This is a genomic window from Devosia sp. FKR38 (assembly GCF_005222805.1).
Taxonomy (GTDB): Bacteria; Pseudomonadota; Alphaproteobacteria; order Rhizobiales; family Devosiaceae; genus Devosia.
Genome location: NZ_STGC01000005.1, coordinates 2409970 through 2428539 on the forward strand (window position 1 = coordinate 2409970; position 18570 = coordinate 2428539).

General features: G+C 65.4%; 12 protein-coding genes. 7 read left to right on the forward strand and 5 right to left on the reverse strand.

Features of this window, described 5'->3' with window-relative positions; all coding sequences use genetic code 11:
• Positions 1–3 precede the first annotated feature (3 nt).
• From E8M79_RS16660 to E8M79_RS16675, 4 genes are read left to right on the forward strand one after another with little or no spacing between them, the layout of a single operon-like run.
• Positions 4–1098: a microcin C ABC transporter permease YejB gene (locus E8M79_RS16660; RefSeq protein WP_137152972.1), complete on the forward strand. Its 1095-nt coding sequence runs from the start codon at positions 4–6 to the stop codon at positions 1096–1098.
• A complete protein-coding gene (locus E8M79_RS16665) occupies positions 1095–2231 on the forward strand; it encodes an ABC transporter permease (protein WP_137152973.1) in 1137 nt (378 codons plus the stop codon). The genes E8M79_RS16660 and E8M79_RS16665 overlap by 4 nt, the downstream gene beginning before the upstream one ends.
• Entirely contained in the window at positions 2228–3871 is a 1644-nt protein-coding gene (locus E8M79_RS16670; protein ID WP_137152974.1) for an ABC transporter ATP-binding protein, read from the forward strand. The genes E8M79_RS16665 and E8M79_RS16670 overlap by 4 nt, the downstream gene beginning before the upstream one ends.
• Before the next feature lie 46 nt (positions 3872–3917).
• Positions 3918–5765, forward strand: a complete 1848-nt coding sequence (locus E8M79_RS16675) for an extracellular solute-binding protein (protein ID WP_137152975.1) — start codon at positions 3918–3920, stop codon at positions 5763–5765.
• Positions 5766–5840: 75 nt separating this feature from the next.
• Here the strand turns inward: E8M79_RS16675 and E8M79_RS16680 are convergent, their stop codons facing one another.
• Complete coding sequence (locus E8M79_RS16680; RefSeq protein WP_137152976.1) at positions 5841–6443, reverse strand: class I SAM-dependent methyltransferase; 603 nt, start codon at positions 6441–6443, stop codon at positions 5841–5843.
• Between the two features lie 138 nt (positions 6444–6581).
• Between E8M79_RS16680 and E8M79_RS16685 the strand changes: the two genes are divergently transcribed.
• Positions 6582–7280, forward strand: a complete 699-nt coding sequence (locus E8M79_RS16685; protein ID WP_137152977.1) for a DUF1223 domain-containing protein — start codon at positions 6582–6584, stop codon at positions 7278–7280.
• 12 nt (positions 7281–7292) lie between these two features.
• Here the strand turns inward: E8M79_RS16685 and E8M79_RS16690 are convergent, their stop codons facing one another.
• From E8M79_RS16690 to E8M79_RS16705, 4 genes are all read right to left on the reverse strand, one after another.
• Positions 7293–11615, reverse strand: a complete 4323-nt coding sequence (locus E8M79_RS16690; RefSeq protein ID WP_137152978.1) for a translocation/assembly module TamB domain-containing protein — start codon at positions 11613–11615, stop codon at positions 7293–7295.
• Entirely contained in the window at positions 11615–13495 is a 1881-nt protein-coding gene (locus tag E8M79_RS16695; protein WP_137152979.1) for an autotransporter assembly complex family protein, read from the reverse strand. The genes E8M79_RS16690 and E8M79_RS16695 overlap by 1 nt, the downstream gene beginning before the upstream one ends.
• Positions 13496–13743: 248 nt before the next feature.
• Positions 13744–15693: a MacB family efflux pump subunit gene (locus E8M79_RS16700; RefSeq protein ID WP_137152980.1), complete on the reverse strand. Its 1950-nt coding sequence runs from the start codon at positions 15691–15693 to the stop codon at positions 13744–13746.
• Entirely contained in the window at positions 15690–16895 is a 1206-nt protein-coding gene (locus E8M79_RS16705; RefSeq protein WP_137152981.1) for an efflux RND transporter periplasmic adaptor subunit, read from the reverse strand. The genes E8M79_RS16700 and E8M79_RS16705 overlap by 4 nt, the downstream gene beginning before the upstream one ends.
• 186 nt (positions 16896–17081) lie before the next feature.
• On the opposite strand from E8M79_RS16705, the gene E8M79_RS16710 reads away from it, so the two are divergent.
• Positions 17082–17858 carry an SDR family NAD(P)-dependent oxidoreductase gene (locus E8M79_RS16710; protein WP_137152982.1) on the forward strand — a complete coding sequence of 259 codons (777 nt, stop codon included), beginning with the start codon at positions 17082–17084 and terminating at the stop codon, positions 17856–17858.
• A 32-nt stretch (positions 17859–17890) separates the two neighbouring features.
• Positions 17891–18568, forward strand: coding sequence for a hypothetical protein (locus E8M79_RS16715; RefSeq protein WP_137152983.1), 678 nt, complete (start codon positions 17891–17893; stop codon positions 18566–18568).
• Positions 18569–18570: the final 2 nt, after the last annotated feature.

Genomic DNA, 18570 nt, shown 5'->3' on the forward strand with positions numbered 1-18570 from the left:
CCGATGGGCGCCTATATCGTTCGCCGTCTCCTTTTGATGATACCGACCGTGTTCGGCATCATGGCCATCTCTTTCCTCATCACCCAGTTTGCGCCCGGCGGGCCGGTGGAACAGGCCCTGGCCAATCTGTCGGGCCAGAATGTCTCCATGTCCTCCCAGCTCACCGGCAGCGAGGCCGGCGATTTCACCGGCCAGCCGGCCCAGAAGGGCGGCTCCACCTATCGCGGCAGCCAGGGTCTTTCGCCCGAACTGGTCGCCCGCATCGAAAAGCAGTTCGGCTTCGACAAGCCGCCGCTCGAACGCTTCGGCATGATGCTGTGGAACTATCTGCGCTTCGATTTCGGCGACAGCTATTACCGTGACATTTCTGTGATCGACCTGATCAAGGAGAAAATGCCCGTCTCCATTTCGCTGGGCCTGTGGATGACGCTGCTGTCCTATGGCATTTCCATCCCGCTGGGCATCCGCAAGGCGATCAGCGATGGCTCGCGCTTTGACGTCTGGACCTCAACCCTGGTCATCGTCGGCTATGCCGTGCCGGGGTTCCTCATCGCCATTGCGCTGATCATCCTGTTTGCCGGCGGCAGCTTCTGGTCGATCTTCCCGCTTCGTGGCCTCCATTCGGCGGGCTCAGCCAGCTTCCCGTTCCACATCTGGCTGCTCGACTATCTCTGGCATCTGGTGCTGCCCGTCATCGCCATGGGCCTGGGCGCCTTTGCCACCACGACGCTGCTGACCAAGAATTCCTTCATCGACGAGATCGGCAAGCAATATGTCACCACCGCCCGCGCCAAGGGCCTGACCGAAACCCAGATCCTTTATGGTCACGTCTTCCGCAACGCCATGATGTTGATCATCGCCAGCTTCCCGGCCGCCTTTGTCGGCGCCTTCTTTGGCGGCTCGCTGCTGATCGAAACCATCTTCTCGCTCGATGGCCTGGGCCTGCTCGGCTTCGTCTCGGTGGCCACGCGCGACTATCCGGTGGTCTTTGCCACGCTCTATATCTTTTCCCTGCTTGGCCTCGTGGTCTCGCTGATCTCGGACCTGGCCTATATGTGGGTCGATCCGCGGCTCGATTTCGAAAGCCGCGAAGTATGAGCGATCTCGTTGCCCCCGCCGCGCCACCTGTCCGCCGCAGCTGGCTCAGCCCGCTCAACCGCCGCCGCTGGGCCAATTTCCGCGCCAATCGCCGCGGCTGGTGGTCGCTCTGGCTGTTCCTGGCCTTCTTCACCCTCACCCTGGGCTCGGAATTCATCGCCAACGACCGACCGATCTTGGTGTCTTACAAGGGCGAGCTGCTCTTCCCCGCCCTTGTCGATTATCCCGAATCCCGCTTCGGCGGCTTCCTGGGCACGCCCGACTATCGCGGCGACTTCATGGTCGACGAGATTGCCGCCAATGGCTGGGCGCTCTGGCCGCCGGTCCACTTCAGCTATGCCACCGTCGATGGCTACCAGCCCGGCTCAGGCGCCACCCCGCCCAGCTGGCTGCTCAGCCGCGAGCAGTTCTGCGAGCGCTATCCGCTGGGCGTCGAGGATCCCGATTGCAGCTGGGGCAATTTCCACTGGCTGGGCACCGATGGCGAGGCGCACGACGTGTTTGCGCGCCTGCTCTATGGCGTGCGCATCTCGGTGCTGTTCGGCTTCACCCTCACCATCCTCTCCTCGGTCGTCGGCCTGCTCGCCGGCGCCGTCCAAGGCTATTTCGGCGGCTGGATCGATCTGATCGCCCAGCGCCTGATCGAGATTTGGACCTCGGTGCCCGCGCTCTATCTGGTGCTCATCATCGCCAGCATCATCGCCCCCACCTTCTGGGTGCTGCTCGGCATTCTGCTGCTGTTTTCCTGGGTCTCGTTGGTGGGCATCGTGCGGGCCGAATTCCTGCGCGGCCGCAACTTCGAGTATATAGCCGCCGCCCGCGCCCTGGGCGTGTCCAACACCACCATCATGCTGCGCCACCTGCTGCCCAATGCCATGGTCGCTACGCTGACCTTCATGCCCTTTATCCTGTCGGGCTCGGTGGTGACGCTGACCTCTTTGGACCTCCTTGGCCTGGGGCTCGAAGCCGGCACCCCTTCGCTGGGCGATCTGCTGTTTCAGGGCAAGGATAACCTGCAGGCCCCCTGGCTCGGCCTCACCGGCTTTTTCGCCATCGCCATCATCATGACCCTGCTGGTCTTCATTGGCGAAGCCGTCCGCGACGCCTTCGATCCGCGCAAGACCTTCGCATGACCACGCCCCTCCTCTCCGTCCGCGACCTCACCATTGCCTTCGGCGCCACGCCCGCCACGCGCAGTATCGGCTTTGACATTGCGCCGGGCGAGACCCTGGCGCTGGTGGGCGAAAGTGGTTCGGGCAAATCGGTCACGGCGCTGTCCATCCTGCGCCTCTTGCCGCCCGCCGCCACCGTCAGCGGCCAGATCCTGTTCAAGGGCCAGAACCTTGTCACCGCCCCGCCGGCCGAACTGCGCGCCGTTCGCGGCAATGACATTTCCATGATCTTTCAGGAGCCTATGAGCTCGCTCAATCCGGTGCACACCATCGAGCACCAGATCGGGGAGGTCCTGGCCATCCATCGCGGCCTGCGCCCCAATGCCGCCCGCGCCCGCACGCTCGAGCTGCTCGACGCCGTTGGCATTCCCAATCCGCGCAGTCGCCTGTCCGCCTACCCGCATCAGCTCTCCGGCGGCCAGCGCCAGCGCGTCATGATCGCCATGGCTCTCGCCAACGAGCCCGACCTTTTGGTGGCCGACGAGCCCACCACCGCGCTTGATGTCACCGTCCAGGCCCAGATCCTTACCCTGCTCAAATCGCTGCAGCAGCGCCTGGGCATGGCCATGCTGTTCATCACCCATGACCTGGGCATTGTCCGCTCCATTGCCGACCGGGTCTGCGTCATGACCAAGGGCGACATTGTCGAGACCGGCCCGGTCGGTACCATCTTCGCGACGCCGCAGCATGCCTATACCCGTCACCTGCTGGCCGCCGAGCCCAAGGGCACGCCGCCGCGCAGCAATCCCGATGCACCCACCATCGTGGATGTGCATGACCTCAAGATCTGGTTCCCCATCAAGGCGGGCCTACTGCGCCGCACCACCGGCCATATCCGCGCCGTCGATGGCGTCGATCTCACCATCCGCCAGGGCGAGACGCTCGGCGTGGTCGGCGAATCCGGCTCCGGCAAATCCACCCTGGGCTATGCCCTGCTGCGCCTCGTGCCCTCCACCGGCACCATCGTCGTACTCGGCAATGCCCTCCAGCACCGCTCATGGAAATCCATGCGCCCGTTGCGCGCTGATCTCCAGATCGTCTTTCAGGATCCCTTCGGCTCGCTCAGCCCGCGCATGTCGGTCGATCAGATCATTGGCGAGGGCCTGGCCGTCCACCGCCCCCAGCTCACCGCCGCTGAGCGCGACGCCCGCGTCGTCACCGCGCTCACCGAAGTCGGCCTGCCGCCCGAAACGCGCTTCCGCTATCCGCATGAATTCTCCGGCGGCCAGCGCCAGCGCATCGCCATCGCCCGCGCCATGGTGCTGGAGCCCAAATTCGTCGTGCTTGACGAACCCACCTCGGCGCTCGACGTCTCCATCCAGGCCCAGGTGGTTGATCTCCTGGCCGATCTGCAGCGCCGCCACGGCCTGACCTATATGTTCATCAGCCACGATCTCAAGGTCGTGCGCGCCCTGGCCAATCGGCTCATCGTCATGCGCAATGGCAAGATCGTCGAACAGGGTGACGCCGCAGCCATCTTCTCCGCGCCCCAGTCAGAATACACCCGCACGCTCATGGCCGCCGCCTTCGACGTCTCCGTGCATTCCGACGCCGATGCCGCACAGAGCTTTGAGCAGGCGCCCCCTGTTACCCCGTCATGATTGCCCCTAGTCTGGTCTCAGCCCAGCGCCTTTCCCGGAGCCCACGATGAAGTTCGCCCCCCTCCTCGCCCTTGGCCTGCTGCTCGGCCTGGCCGCCCCCGCCCTGGCGCAGACCAAGCCCGGCGTTTGGAGCCATGCCTTCACCATGCAGGGCGAACCCAAATATCCCGAGGGCTTTGCTCATTTCGATTACGTCAATCCCGACGCCCCCAAGACGGGCACCGTGCGCATGGGCGATATGGGCGGCTTTGATACCTTCAACCCCATCCTGCCCAAGGGCGAGGCCGCGGGCGGCCTGGGCCTCGTCTACGAGACGCTGCTCACGCCCTCGCTGGATGAGAACAACACCTATTATGGCCTTCTGGCCAAAAGCCTGATGATCGCGCCCGACTATAGCGCCGTCACCTTCCGCATCGACCCCGCCGCCGAATGGCAGGATGGCGAACCCGTCACCGCCGAGGATGTCGTCTGGTCCTTCGACAAGGCGCGCGAGCTCAATCCCAATTCTGCGCAATACTACGCCGATATCACCAAGGCCGAGGTCACCGCGCCCGGCGAGGTCACCTTCAGCTTCTCCAAGACCGACAATCGCGAACTGCCCCTCATCTTGGGCCAGCTTTCCGTGCTGCCCCAGCATTGGTGGGAAGGCACCGATGCCAAGGGCGCCAAGCGCGATATCGGCCAGTCGACGCTGGAAAAGCCCATGGGCTCGGGCGCTTACGAGCTGGCCAGCTTCGACGCCGGTCGCACCATCACCTACAAGCGCCGCGCCGATTATTGGGGCGCCACCCAGCCCACCCAGGTCGGCACCGATAATTTCGACGAATACCGCATCGAGTATTTCCTCGATCTGACCGTGCAGTTCGAGGCCTTCAAGGGCGACCAGTTCGACTGGTGGAGCGAGAACCAGGCGCGCCGCTGGGCCACCGCCTATGATTTCCCTGCTGTTGCCGATGGCCGCGTCATCAAGGAGCTCTTCCCCCAGGACTATGCCGGCAGCGGCGTGATGGTTGGCTTCGTGCCCAATATGCGGCGCGACACGTTCAAGGACGAGCGCGTGCGCGAGGCGCTCAACTATGCCTTCAATTTCGAGGAGCTGAGCAACACGCTGTTCTTCGGCCAGTATGACCGCATCGACAGCTATTTCTTCGGCCTGCCGTTCCGCTCCAGCGGTCTGCCCGAAGGCCAGGAGCTCGACATCCTCAATTCGGTCAAGGATCTGGTGCCGCCCTCGGTCTTTACCGAGCCCTATACCAATCCGGTCGGTGGCGATTCCACCAAGCTGCGCGAAAACCTGCGCACCGCGCTGAACCTGCTCAGCGAGGCCGGCTACAAGCTCGATGGCACCCGCTTGGTCGATGCCAGCGGCACCCAGCTGAGCTTTGAGATCCTGCTCAATGGCCCCACCATCGAGCCGGTGGCCGCCAATCTGGTGGCCAATCTGGCCCTCATCGGTGTCGAGGCCAAGGTGCGCTCGGTCGATAGCCCGCAATATATCAACCGCGTCCGCAGCTATGACTACGATGTGATCTACACCGGCTGGAGCCAGTCCTTCTCGCCGGGCAATGAGCAGCGCTATTTCTTTGGCTCCGAAAGCGTCGACAAGGAAGGCGCGCAGAACTATGCCGGCATTGCCGACAAGGGCGTCGATGCCTTGATCGAACAGCTCATCGCCGCCAAGGACCGTCCCACCCAGGAAGCCGCGGTCAAGGCGCTCGATCGCGTGTTGCTGCACCATCACTATCTGGTGCCCAGCTATACCCTGCGCAACACGCGTGCCGCCCGCTGGGATCGCTTCAGCCACCCCGAGAACCTGCCGGAATTCTCCTCGGGCTTCCCCTCCATCTGGTGGTACGACGCCGAAAAAGCCGCCAAGACCGGCGGGGCGCAGTAAACCCCGATCCAGCAGTCATCCTCCTCCCCCTTCAGGGGGAGGTCGGGTGGGGGAACTGGCCCAATCCAGATCGCCCTAATCGGGCTTGCGCGCCACCAGATCGATCAGCGCCGACGGCCCCGCATGAGCAATGCCTTCGGTCAGTTCAGCGTCATAGCTCTCGAGCACCAGGATTTCGAGCGCGGCAAACCGCGCCCGCAGCAGCTCTTCGGTGTAGAGATTTTCCACCTGCGACGGCCCGCCGGTACCATAGCCCAATTGCTCGGGCCGATAGCCTTCCAGCAGCAGTAGCCCGCCGGGCTTGAGCGTCCGCACCATGCCCGCGAACATGGCGTCCCGCAGTGCTGGCGGGGCAAACTGGATGAAGATCGCCGCCACGACATCAAACGCCGCCTCGGGCCAGCCATAGGCCCCTATATCGAGGCATTGGGTGCGCAGGTTCACGCCCCGCCGTGCCGCCAGCTTGTCTGCCTTGGCCAGTCCCACCGGCGAGGCATCGATCGACAGCACATCCAGCCCTCGCTCGGCCAGGAACACCCCATTGCGCCCCTCACCATCGGCCACCGCCAGCGCCGTACCGCCCGCCTGTAGCCGGTCGGCCTGGCGCGCCAGAAAGCCATTGGGCGCCTCCCCGAACACATAGCCGTCCTGGCTGTAGCGATCATCCCAGAAACTCATGGCCTGCCTTTCCGCCTCTGCATCCGCCAACCATAGCGCGCCCCTTGCGCCCTTTACCATTGCTGCGGCGCCGCAGGCGGTAACCTTTCGCGCAGCCCTGCGAATGACCAGCCAGCAGACCCTTCTGGAGATCGCACCATGTCGTCCCACCTGCCCGCCTCAATTGCGTTGGCGCTTGTCGCCCTCGCCGCCTTCGCTGGTCCCACAGCCGCCCAATCCCGGCCCGCTACCGTGGTTGAGCTCTTCACCAGCCAGGGCTGCTCGTCCTGCCCGCCGGCCAATGCCAATCTCATCACCCTCAGCCAGCGCCCTGACGTGCTGACCCTGAGCTATGCGGTGACCTATTGGGATCGCCTGGGCTGGAAGGATATCTTCAGCAAGCCCGAGTTCACTGATCGCCAGGTGGTCTATGAACCGGCCCTCGACCAATTCGGTCCCTATACGCCGCAGATGGTGATCAACGGCGCCAGCACGGCGGTGGGCAATCACCTCGATCAGGTGGAGACCCTCATTGCCACCACCCCCAGGCTTGGCGGCCCCGAGCTCACACTCGCGGACAATCGCCTGCGCCTGGGCGCCGGCACCGCGCCCGACGCCGGGGCCGACATCTGGCAGGTGAGCTATGATCCCACCACGGTGGAGGTCGAAGTGCCACGCGGCGAAAATGCCGGCCGCACCCTGGCCCATACCCATGTCGTGCATGATCTGGTCCATCTCGGCCGTTGGACCGGCGCCGCGCAGGAGACCACGCTCACCCCACCGCCTGAAGGGTTGCGCACCGCCATCCTGCTGCAGCAGGTCAATGGCGGCCCGATTCTGGCGGCAGTCACCGACTAGCGGGACTGCTGACTAGTAGTCGCGCTCATAGAACACGCCCAGGCTCGAATTGCCGTTCTGGCTGGCGGCGCCGGTCACCTTGAGGTCGTCGGTGACATCGAGGTTGATCGTCACCTTGCTCTGCCCGCCGGCCCCGGCCTGTACGCCCAGATAGACATTGTCCTGGATATAGGTGCCGGCCTGCACGGCCACATTGCCCTTGTCGTCGGTCACCACATCGAGGTCCGCCAGGCCCGCTGCGCCGCGCAGGCTGTCCACCAGCCCATTGCCGCCGCCGCCCACCAGTTCGGCCGCCGCCCCGGCAAGCTTGGCCAATTGCAGCGGCGACAGTTCGCCCATTGAGCGCTTGAAGATCAGCCGGCTCAGCACTTCATCCTGCGGCAGCATGGGGCTCGATGAAAAACTCACATCGATGGCCGATGCCCGGCCAGAAACCGTCACGAACACCGTAATGTCATCACCCTGGGTCCGCGCCACCAGGTTCAGCACCGGGTCGAGATCGCCCACCAGCGTCACCGTGCCGGAGTCAAACGTCACGCGCTGGCCCAGGATGGCCAGGCGCCCGCGATTGAGCGAGAAGGCGCCCACCGGCTGGATATTGCCGATCGGTCCGGTGATGCGCACCGAGCCACCCACTTCGGCATCGAGCCCGCGCCCGCGGATGAAGATCTGGTTGGGCGCATTGACCATCACATCGAGCACCACGCCCTTGGGCCGGTTCTGTGGGATCGGCGCGCCGCTGCGGTCATCGATCCGCGCCCGCTCCAGCGTCTGTTCCACCGCCTTGGGCGTGCCCACATGATCGACCGCGATCAGCGCTGCCCCGCCGCCGAAATTCTCCGGCACAGTAATGTCGGCCTTTTCCACCTGCACGGTGCCCGCCAACAGCGGCGAGCCCGTCAGATTGCCCGTCAGCGCCAAATCGCCCGACAGCGTCGCCACGAACAGATTGCCATCGGCATAGCGGGTGCCATTGAGCCCGATGCGCACATCGGCCGGGAAGCCGCCGCTGAGCCCCACGCTGCCCGATGCCGACACCGATCCGCCCGTCGACAGGTTCGCACTCATCTGCTCAATGCGCAGGCTGGTACCATCCAGCCGCGCCGCGGCGGCAATGCCTTCAAGCCGCAGGTTGAGTTCGGGATCGACATAGCCCGCGCCGCTGGTCGTCAGCCGCCCGCCATATTGCGGCGCCGCCAGCGACCCGCTCAGCTGCGCCTCGACATTAATAACGCCGCTCAGCTGGCCGCCTCGATCGGCCACAAAGCGATTGCCCAGCGCCAGCGGCGCCGATCCACTCAATGCGACATTGAGCCCATTTCCGCTCAGCGGAATACTGCCCGAACCCTTGACCGACAGCCCGCCCTGGCCCTGCGCCGTCAGCGACGCCAGCGTCACGCTGTTGTTGGCATAGCTGCCGCTCGCCGCCAGCGTCAGCGGCGCAATGCCAAACTCGCTGATCGCCGCTGCATTGATGCCATCGGCCCGTGCGGTGAATTGCACCTGCGGATTGCCGCCCGTGCCCGACACCTGCGCCTGGCCATTGACCGTGCCGGCCAGCTCAAGCGCCGGTATCACCGTATTGGCAATCGACAGCGGCAGCGCCGTCACATCGAGCGCTATATCGAGCGTCTCGCCCGCCGAACCTGTGGCCGTGATCGAGCCGGACCCCACATCGAACCGCACCGCATCGAGCGCCACACGCGAGCCGGCCACCTGCACCACCGTCGGCTGCGCCAACCGTGCCGCCAACTGGCCCTGCTGCAATTGCGCCCGGTCGAGCGCCAGGCGATAGCCGTCCGTCGTCGGCGTCAGCGCCCCGGCCACATCGACAGAGGTGCCGCCACTCAGCGCGGCCTGCGCGTCAAAGCTGGTCGTCTCGCCACTCTGGCTGGCCTTGGCCGCCAACGTCTCGATGTCGAGCCCCGCAGCCGCCACGCCACGCGCATTGATCGCGCCATTGACCATGGGCACGCCGAAGAGATCGCCCACCTGCGCCGACACATCCGCCGCGGCCACCGCAATGTCATTGACCTTGAGGCCGCTGACATCGGCGCGGATAGTAGCGCTCTGCTTGGCGCCATCGGGCGCCAGCGTGAGGTCAGAATTGATTGCGCCCTGCGCATCGAGCAGCGCCAGTGCCGCCGCCACCGACACATCAGGTGACACCACGCTCAGCCCGCCATCGATCAGCCCGGTCAGCACCGTGCGCGTCAGCCCGCCGCTGATCCGCGTGCTCGCCGCCTGGAAGTCGATATTGGCCAGCGCCTGGGTGGCCTCGGTCACATTGACATCAGCAACCAGGCTCGTGCGATGCCCGTCCAGTCCCGCGCCACCATTGATCTTGCCCACCAGCCCGGCCTTGCTGACCTGCCCGGCAAAGCCCAGCGCCCCGTCGCGCAATGCCCGCCCGGCCAGCGCGCCCTCGGCCACCTTGGCGTCGAGCGCCAGATTGATAATCCCGTCAGTGCCCTTGGCGGTGCCGACCACCGACAGCGCGCCCTTGGCCTGGTTGGACAGCAGCGCCAGATCGCTGAGATCGAGCGTGAAGCCGAAATCGGCCACGGCATTGGAATAGGTGCCGTCTGCCAGCACCTGCAATTGCTGATTGGCGATGCGGAACTGGTCGGCGGTCAGCCCGGTCTCGTCGCGCGCCACCCGCCCGGTGAGCTTGACCGTGCCCTTGAGCAGCCCATCGGCAAGGGCATCATCGATCGCCAAATTCGCGCCCGTGCCATCCAGCGTCAGGTTGAAGCCACCGGTCAGCGGCGCAATCGTGCCCTTGGCTTTCAGCGACAACCCGCCATCGAGGTTCCGCCCCGCCAACCCCGAGAACGGCGCAATGCTCGCGGTCTCAACGCCAATGTCGCCGCTGAAATCCAGCCCGTCGAGCTGGCCCGACAGCGCCGCCGTCAGCACGCCGCCCACCACGCGCAGCTGCGCCAGCTGCACCGGCTTGCCGGCTTCATAAAGCCCCGCCACCCCGATGCCGATGCTCTGCCCCAAGGCCGCCTCGATCTCCGGGCTCGCCGCAATGCCGCTCAGCGCGCCGTCGCCATTAAAGGTCACCATGCGCCTGGTCGGATCGTCCAGCGCGCTGGCCACGCCGCCGGCTTTGAGGCTCAGCGTCTGCGCGGCAAAGCCCGGCTGGGCAAAGCCGCTCACCGTCACATCGCTGCTCCAGTCCTGCGGGCCGCTGTCAGCCGTGCCGCCGAAATTGACATTGACCAGGGCCGCATCCACCCGCTTTGCCCCGCCGGGAACCGGCAGGAGCACGCTGCCACCAGCCGGATCGGCCACGCGCGCCGTCAGCGATAGCTGCCGCAGGAAATTGTCTGCCGTGGTCTGCGCCGAAGCCTGCAGCGAGAGCTGACCGCCGCTCAGGCGCAGGCTGCTGATATCGAGCCCACCTGCCGCACGCACCAGCGCATTGGCGCTCAGCGCCGTCTCGTCGCCAAAGAACGGGCGATAGGCCTCGGCGACCAGGCTCGACAGCGGCCCATGCAGATCGGCCGAAATCGCAAAACCCTCGGCCTGCTGCTGCACAGTGGCCGCCCCGCTCAGCGCCGTCACGCCATTGGCCTTGAGCTCCAGCGTCGTCTGCAGATCCGCCACAGGTCCCTTGCCGGTCAGGCTCAGCGTCACCGCCGGCTTGTTCTCGATGCTGAGCAGATTGGCCAGCACACCATTTTCTGGCTCCACCAGCGATAGCGCGATGTCGACGCTACTGTCGGCCCGCGTATACGCCAGATCGAGATCCAGATTGCCGCCGGGGCCATCAAGCCGGACCACATCCACCTTGGTGTCGAGGTTGCCGCCCTCAAGCGCAAATGCCCCCTCGACCGAGATCTCGGAACCCAGTCCGAATACGCTTTCTCCGAAGGTCACCTTCGGCACGCTCAGTTGCTGCAACACGATGGCTACCGGAAACTCCGGAATGCTGAGGCTCCCCGCCTCGGCCGGCGGCAGGTCCATCTGCTCGCTGGGCACCGCATTGCGCAGATATTCGATGGAATCGGCGGTCAGCGAGCGCACTTCCAGCCGCCCGGTGAACAGCGCCGCCTGGTTCCAGTTCAGCCGCGCATTGCTCACGCGCAGCCAGACACCCTTGTCATCGGAAATGGTGATCTCGCGCACCGATACATCCGAGCCGAGCGCGCCATCGATATTGGAGATGCGGATCTGCCGTTCGGGCGTCGAGAGCCGGTCCTGCACAAAGCTGGTGAGCCAGTCCTTCTGCTCGCTCTCGCTCATGGTCAGCACGTCTTGCGCCACCAGCGCCACCGGTGCCGCCAGCCCGCACACCAGCAGGACGATGATCCACAGCCGCCGCATCAGAACGCCTGCCCGATGCCGACATAGATGGCATAGTCAGGGTCGCCCGCCTTTTTGTTGAGCGGCACGGCCACATCAAGCCGCAGCGGCCCCAGGCCGGTGTAATAGCGCACGCCGGCGCCCGCGCCGATGCGCAGATCGGCCAGGCCGGGGAATACATCGGCCGCCACATAGCCGCCGTCGACAAAGCCCACCACACCGATGTTTTCGGTCACCTTGGCGCGTGCTTCCAGCGATCCTTCCAGCAGATAGCGTCCGCCGGTCACCTTGCCCGCGCCATTGTCGACGCCGATGGACTTAAAGCCATAGCCGCGCACCGAGCCGCCGCCGCCGGCAAAGAACAGCCGGTCAGGCGGGATTTCCGCCAGGCTTGGCCCCAGCAGCACGCCGGCCTTGAGCCGCCCCGCCAGCACATAGGGGTCGTTCTCGCCAAAGCCAAAATATGTGCGCGCTTCCAGCGTCGCCCGCGCGGCGGCATTGCCGTAGCGCGCCTCATAGAACGGCTCGAGCGTGCCCTGCACATAAAAGCCGCGCGTCGCGTCGACCTTGTCGTTGCGGAAGTCGAAGATGCCGTCGCTATAGAGCCCGACAGTAGCGAAGTCGCGTGTGCCGAAACTGTCGTCGAACCGGTTGCGCTCGAACTGCGCCCCGCCCGACACCGTGATCTGGTCAGAGAAGAAATGGCTCAACCCCAGCTTTCCGCCGGCCGAGGTCTCCGTATAGGTCGGATAGACCGTGCGTTCCGCCGAAATGGCCGCCACCAGATCGGTGTCGGGCGTGAACACGCCTGGCTTGGTGAAGGTGCCGCCGAACATATAGTCGAACTTGGCCGTATCGATGGGAAAGCCAATGCTGGCCACGCGCGCATCGAGCCGCAGCCGTTCGGCCTGACCGAAGAGGTTCCGCCACAGGTGATAGCCTTCCAGCCCCAGCCCATCGATCGAGGCAAAGGTGGCGCCAAAGCCGAAGCGCGCGCCGGGCAGTTCCTGCACCATCAGGCTATAGGGCAGCAGCCCGTCGGCACCCACGGCATCGTCCGCTTCCAGCCGCGCCGCCCGGAACACCTCGAGCCGGTCGAGGCGCTTTTGCGCCCGCACCAGCGTGTCCGGATCATAGTCCTCGCCCACCACCAGCCCGGTCTGCCGCCGCACGAATTCGGGGTCCATGCGCTCGGTGCCCGTCACCGTCACATCGCCAAAGCCCGCCTTGGGGCCCGGCTGCACCGTGATGGTCACGTCAACGCTGTTGCTCTTGTGGTCGGCCACCACGTCGCGCGTGGCGATCTCGGCCTTTGGATAGCCCTGCTGCCGCCAGGCTTCCAGCGCCAGCGTTTCCGCCTTGAGGATCACACTCGAGCGCGCAATCTCGCCCGTGCCAAAGCCCTGCGATACAGGCAGCGGCACCTGGTCCCACGGGTCTGTCGTGGACATGGCCTGGTTGACGATATTGACGCTGTTGAAGCGGAACAGTGGACCGGGGTCCACCACCAGCGCCACATCCACCGGGTCGGGCAGATTGACGTCGGGCGCCAGCTTGGCCGCCTCCTGCCCGCCGACGCGGATGCTCACCGTGCCGCCGTAATAGCCTTCGTTATAGAGCGCCGCGACAATGCGGCGATAATCGCCCCGCGCCTTGGCCAATAGCCCCGCCGCGCCCGACGCCGGCTCACCCGCATCGGCCACCAGCGCGGAGGCATTGCGCACCACGCTCTCGAGCGTGCTGTCGGCATTGACCGTCACCACGACACGATAGGGCTGGGGATCGGCGATCACCGCATCGGGGTCGACCGCACTGGCATCTTCGAACAGCTTGAGGCCAAACAGCTCGAACGCAGCCGCAGGGGCTGCGCCAAGCCCGAAACCGGCTGCCGCAACGCACAAGGCGCCAATACTCGTGACCAGACGCGCGATATGCAGTGGACCAGTTCCCGCCCGTTACGCTTAACCAGATGAGGCTCAAGCCGTTTTTAGCCTATTGGGACGCAACATTGCGTTAACGATGCGCCCCGCCTGCCGAGCAGACGTCATTTGGGGCGCACCTTAGGGCGTTTGCGCCCCGCCGCACAAGCAAGCACCGGGCCGGACTGGAAAATGTGATCGCCCTTACCGAGGTCAGACGACGCCAAAACCTATTCCCGCGCCAGTGCTTCCACCGGGTCGAGCCGGGCGGCCGAGCGCGCCGGCATGAAGCCGAACACCACCCCGATCACGCTCGCCGAGACGATCGCCAGCACGATCGATTCCGTCGAATAGGCCACCACTGCACCCGGCACCAGCGTAGTCAGCAGGGCCCCGAGCCCGAAACTCAGCCCTACCCCGGCCGCGCCGCCGACAAAGCACACCAGCACCGCTTCGATCAGGAACTGCCGCAGGATATCGCCCCGCCGCGCCCCCACCGCCATGCGGATGCCAATCTCCTTGGTGCGCTCCGAGACGCTCACCAGCATGATGTTCATCACCCCGATGCCGCCCACCACCAGCGAGATCACCGCAATGGTCGAGATCAGCAGCGTCAGCGTCGCCGCCGTCGATTCGATGGTGTCGCGGATGGTCGCCGTGTTCTGCAGGAAAAAGTCCGACTTGCCGCCATGCAGGCGCGTCACCAGCTCGGTGATCTCGCTTTCCGCCTGGTCCATGTCATAGGCATCGTCCACCCGCACCGAGATCGAGCTGAGGTAGGACTGGCCGAGGATGCGATCCATCGCCGTGGTATAGGGCACATAGACATTGGCCGAATTGCCGCCCGGCCCAAAGCCGGTCACCGTCTCGACCACCCCGATCACCCGCACCGGCACCTTGCCGAGCAGGATCACCTGGCCGATCGGGTCCTCGCCATTGACGAAGAAGGCGTCCCGCGCATTGGCGTCGATCACCGCATCCTGCGTGCGCTGGTTGATGCTCTGCGCCGTGAACCCGGTGCCCGCGGCAAATTTGCGGCCATTGACCTGAAAATAGCCCTCACCCACCCCCGTCACCGTGGCATTGGACGAGGTATTGCGGAACAGCACCGTGGCATTGCTCGATACCTGCGGCGATACGCTGTCGGCATAGGGCTGCTGCGCCAGCGCCGCCGCATTGCTGGGCACCAGCGTCTGGATGCGGTTGGACCGCCGGTCGCCAAAGCCCGTGCCCGGATAGATATTGATCGTGTTCGTCCCGATCGAGGCGATATTGGCCAGCACGGTCTGCTGGCTGCCCTGCCCCAGCGCCACCACGCTCACCACCGAGGCAATGCCGATGATGATGCCCAGCATGGTCAGGAACGTGCGCAGCTTGTGCGCCACCATCGCCCGCACGGCCATGCGCAGCGCTTCCATGCCGCGGTCGATCCCTTCGCGCCAGCGCGCAATGCGGCGGATGATCTCCTTGGGCCGCGCCACCTGCGTACCCTCGCCCGTGCGCCGGTCGGCAATGATCCGCCCGTCGGAAATCTCGATCACCCGCTCCGCCTGCGCGGCGATGGCCGGGTCATGCGTCACGATGATGATGGTGTGCCCATCCCGGTGCAACTCACCCAGCAGCGCCAGCAGCTCCTTGCCGCTCTTGCTGTCGAGCGCCCCGGTCGGCTCGTCGGCCAGGATCACCTCGCCGCCATTCATCAGCGCCCGCGCCACGCTCACGCGTTGCTGCTGCCCGCCCGACAGCGCATTGGGGCGATGGGTCAGCCGCTCACCCAGCCCCAGCCGGGTCAGCAGCGCAATCGCCCGTTCCCGCCGCGCGCCGCCGGCGATCCCGGCATAGATGGCCGGCATTTCCACATTCTCGACCGCGTCGAGATCAGCCAGCAGCTGATAGCGCTGAAAGATGAAGCCGAAATGCTCGCGCCGCAGCTCGGCCAGCGCATCGGGCGCCAGCTTGCTGACGTCCCGCCCGGCAAACAGGTACTGCCCCTTGGTCGGCCGATCCAGGCACCCCAGGATGTTCATCAGCGTCGACTTGCCCGAGCCGGACTGGCCGATGATCGCCACCATCTCGCCCTGGCGAATGTCGAGGTCGACGTTGTCGAGCACGGTCACGGTTTCCGCGCCGGTCTGGAACTGTCGCGTCAGCCCCCGGACCGAAATCAGCGCCTCGCTCACGGCCGTCCGCCGATCAGCCCGCCCGGCCCGCCGAAGCGCGCCGCATTGCCACCGCCGCCGCTGGCGCCGCCTGCCCGCGCGCTGCTGCTGCCCGACACCACCTCGTCGCCCTCGTTGAGCCCGCTGGTGATCTCGGCCAGCACGTTGTTGTTCAGGCCCACCTCGATCTTGCGCGGGCTCACGGTCTGGCTCGCCGGGTCATAGACCATCACCATGGTCTCGCCCCTGGGGTTCTTTTGCGTCACCAGCGCCGAGCTCAACGTCAGCACATCCTTGGCCTCATCGAGCACGATAGTCACCTGCGCCGTCATCGAAATGCGGAGCTTGTGATCCGGATTGGGCACGTCGAACAACCCGTTGTAATAGACCGCGGCATCATTGCTGGCCGTGTCCGAATTGATCGAGGTCGGCGCCGGCTCCACTTCGCGCAGCTTGGCGTCGATCTGCACGTCTGGCTCGCCCAGAATGGTGAAATAGACCCGTTGGCCCGCCGCCACGCGCACCACATCGGCTTCCGAGATCTCCGCCTTGATCACCATGGTGTCGAGGTCGGCGATCTTGACGATGGTGGGGCTGGTCGAATTGGCATTGACCGTCTGCCCCTGCTCGACCAGCAGCGCCACCACCGTGCCATCGCTGGGCGCCACGATCTTGGTGCGCGCCAGGTTCAACTCCGCCGATTCCACGCTGAGCTCGGCCTGCGCCACCTGTGCATCGAGCTGGTCGATCTGGGCCGAAGCCGAATCCACCGCCGCCTGCGCGGTGTCCAGATCGGTCTGCGACACCAGGCTATTGGCATTGAGCTGCTTGCTGCGCTCCAGGGCCGCTGTCGCCTTGACCAGCGTCGCCTCCTGGCTGCGCTTTTGCGCCTTGATCCCGGCCAGCACGGCCTGCGCCGTCTTGACCGCATTCTCCTGGTCGAGGCTGTCGATCTCGGCGATCAGATCGCCCTTCTTGATCGATTGCCCCAGCGCCACATGCAGCGCCTCGATGCGCCCGGACACTTCCGCGCCCACGCTCACCAGCGAATTGGCCTCCAGCACGCCCGAGGCGAGCACGGTCTGCTCGATGCTGCCGCGCTTGACCGCCACCGTGGTCGGCGCAGTCGCCGCCTTGGGCTCAGCCAGGAAATACCACCAGGCCGCGCCGGCAGCCCCGCCCAGCACAATCAGGATCACCAGCCACTTCAGGACGCGTCTCAAACTTTGCCATCCACAATTTGTGTTCCCTGCCAATATAATGGCAGGCGCGGAACCGATCACGTGAGCACTTGGTAATCACGTTACAATTTGGAAAGGTCCTGCTCGCCCGGCCCGCAGCGTCCCGGTTGACGCCCCCGTGGCCACGGTCCACCCTGCGCTTGCCGTGCCGAAAATTCAGGACCCATCATGTATCAGATGCTCGACCCCAGCCGCTTCGTCGTCTTCATCACTGGCGCCACCTCCGGCTTTGGCGCAGCGGCGGCGCGACGCTATGTAGCAGCGGGCGGCAAGGTCATCGCCACCGGCCGTCGGCGTGACCGGCTGATTGACCTGCAGATCGAGCTGGGCGCGGAAAACTGCCATATCGCCGAGCTCGATGTGCAGGATCGCGCCGCCATCGCCGCCGTCATTGCCGACCTGCCGCCGCCCTTTGACGGCATCAATATCGTGCTGGCCAATGCCGGCCTGGCGCTGGGCCTGCAGCCCGCCGCCGAAACCGACATTACCGATTGGGAAACCATGATCGCGACCAATGTCACCGGGCTCGCCTATACCGTGCGCGCCCTGCTGCCTGGCATGATCGCCCGCGGCGGCGGCCATGTGGTGACCCTGGGCTCGGTGGCCGGTGACTATGCCTATCCCGGCGGCTCGGTCTATGGCGCCACCAAGGCCTTTGTGAAGCAGTTCGCGCTCAACCTGCGCGCCGACGTGCAGGGCAAGAACATCCGCGTCACCAATATCGAGCCGGGCCTGACCGAAACCGAATTCTCCCTCGTCCGCTTCAAGGGCGACGAGACCAAGGCCGCCAAGCCCTATGAAGGCACCAAGCCGATGAATGCCGAGGACATTGCCGAATCCATCTTCTGGAGCACCACGCTCCCGGCCCATGTCAACGTCAACCGCCTCCAGCTCATGGCCACCACCCAGGCCTTCGGGCCCTTCGACATCTATCGCGGCAACTGATCTCGCCCGGCCTATTCCACAGGAGCATGCCCATGTCCCGTTTCGCCACTGCCACATCGCTGGTGCTTGCTCTGGCCGCCCCCGTCTGGGCCGCCGGCGACACCCCGGTTTCCACCAAGGACATTGGCAGCACCTGCCTGCTGGCATCCCTCGACGATTGCAAGGTCATCACCGCCGGCTTCCTGAACGTTAATGACTATGGCGACAATGATGGCGCGCCGTTTCTGGCCTGGCAGACCCAGTCCGGCTCGACCCAAGACGATGGCGTCATTGGCGGCTTCGTCCTGCTGCACCATACCGATGGCTGGTCCGTTCTCGATTCCGGCTTTGATGGCTATTTTCAGATCCCCCGCCTCAACGATGAAGGCGTGTTGCACCAGCCCGGCTATGGCCAGGGCACCGGTGTGATGAATGCGGACCGCCTCTATCAGCGCGACGAAGACGGCATGGGCTTTACCCCCGTGGACATGGACCAGTGGCAGCAGGCCATCGCCGACCAACTGCCGGCTGGCCTCGGCATCTGGAAGGGCGTCGCCTATGACTTCTCCAGCCCCTGGACGGGCTATTTCGCCCGCACCAGCCTGTGGAAGGACGATGATGCCAACTGCTGTCCCTCGGGCGGCAGCGCCACCATTACGCTCGAAATCCGGGACCACGTCCTGGTCGCCACCGACGTCGTCGTGAGCCCGCCCGAAGAGACCGCGGAATAGCG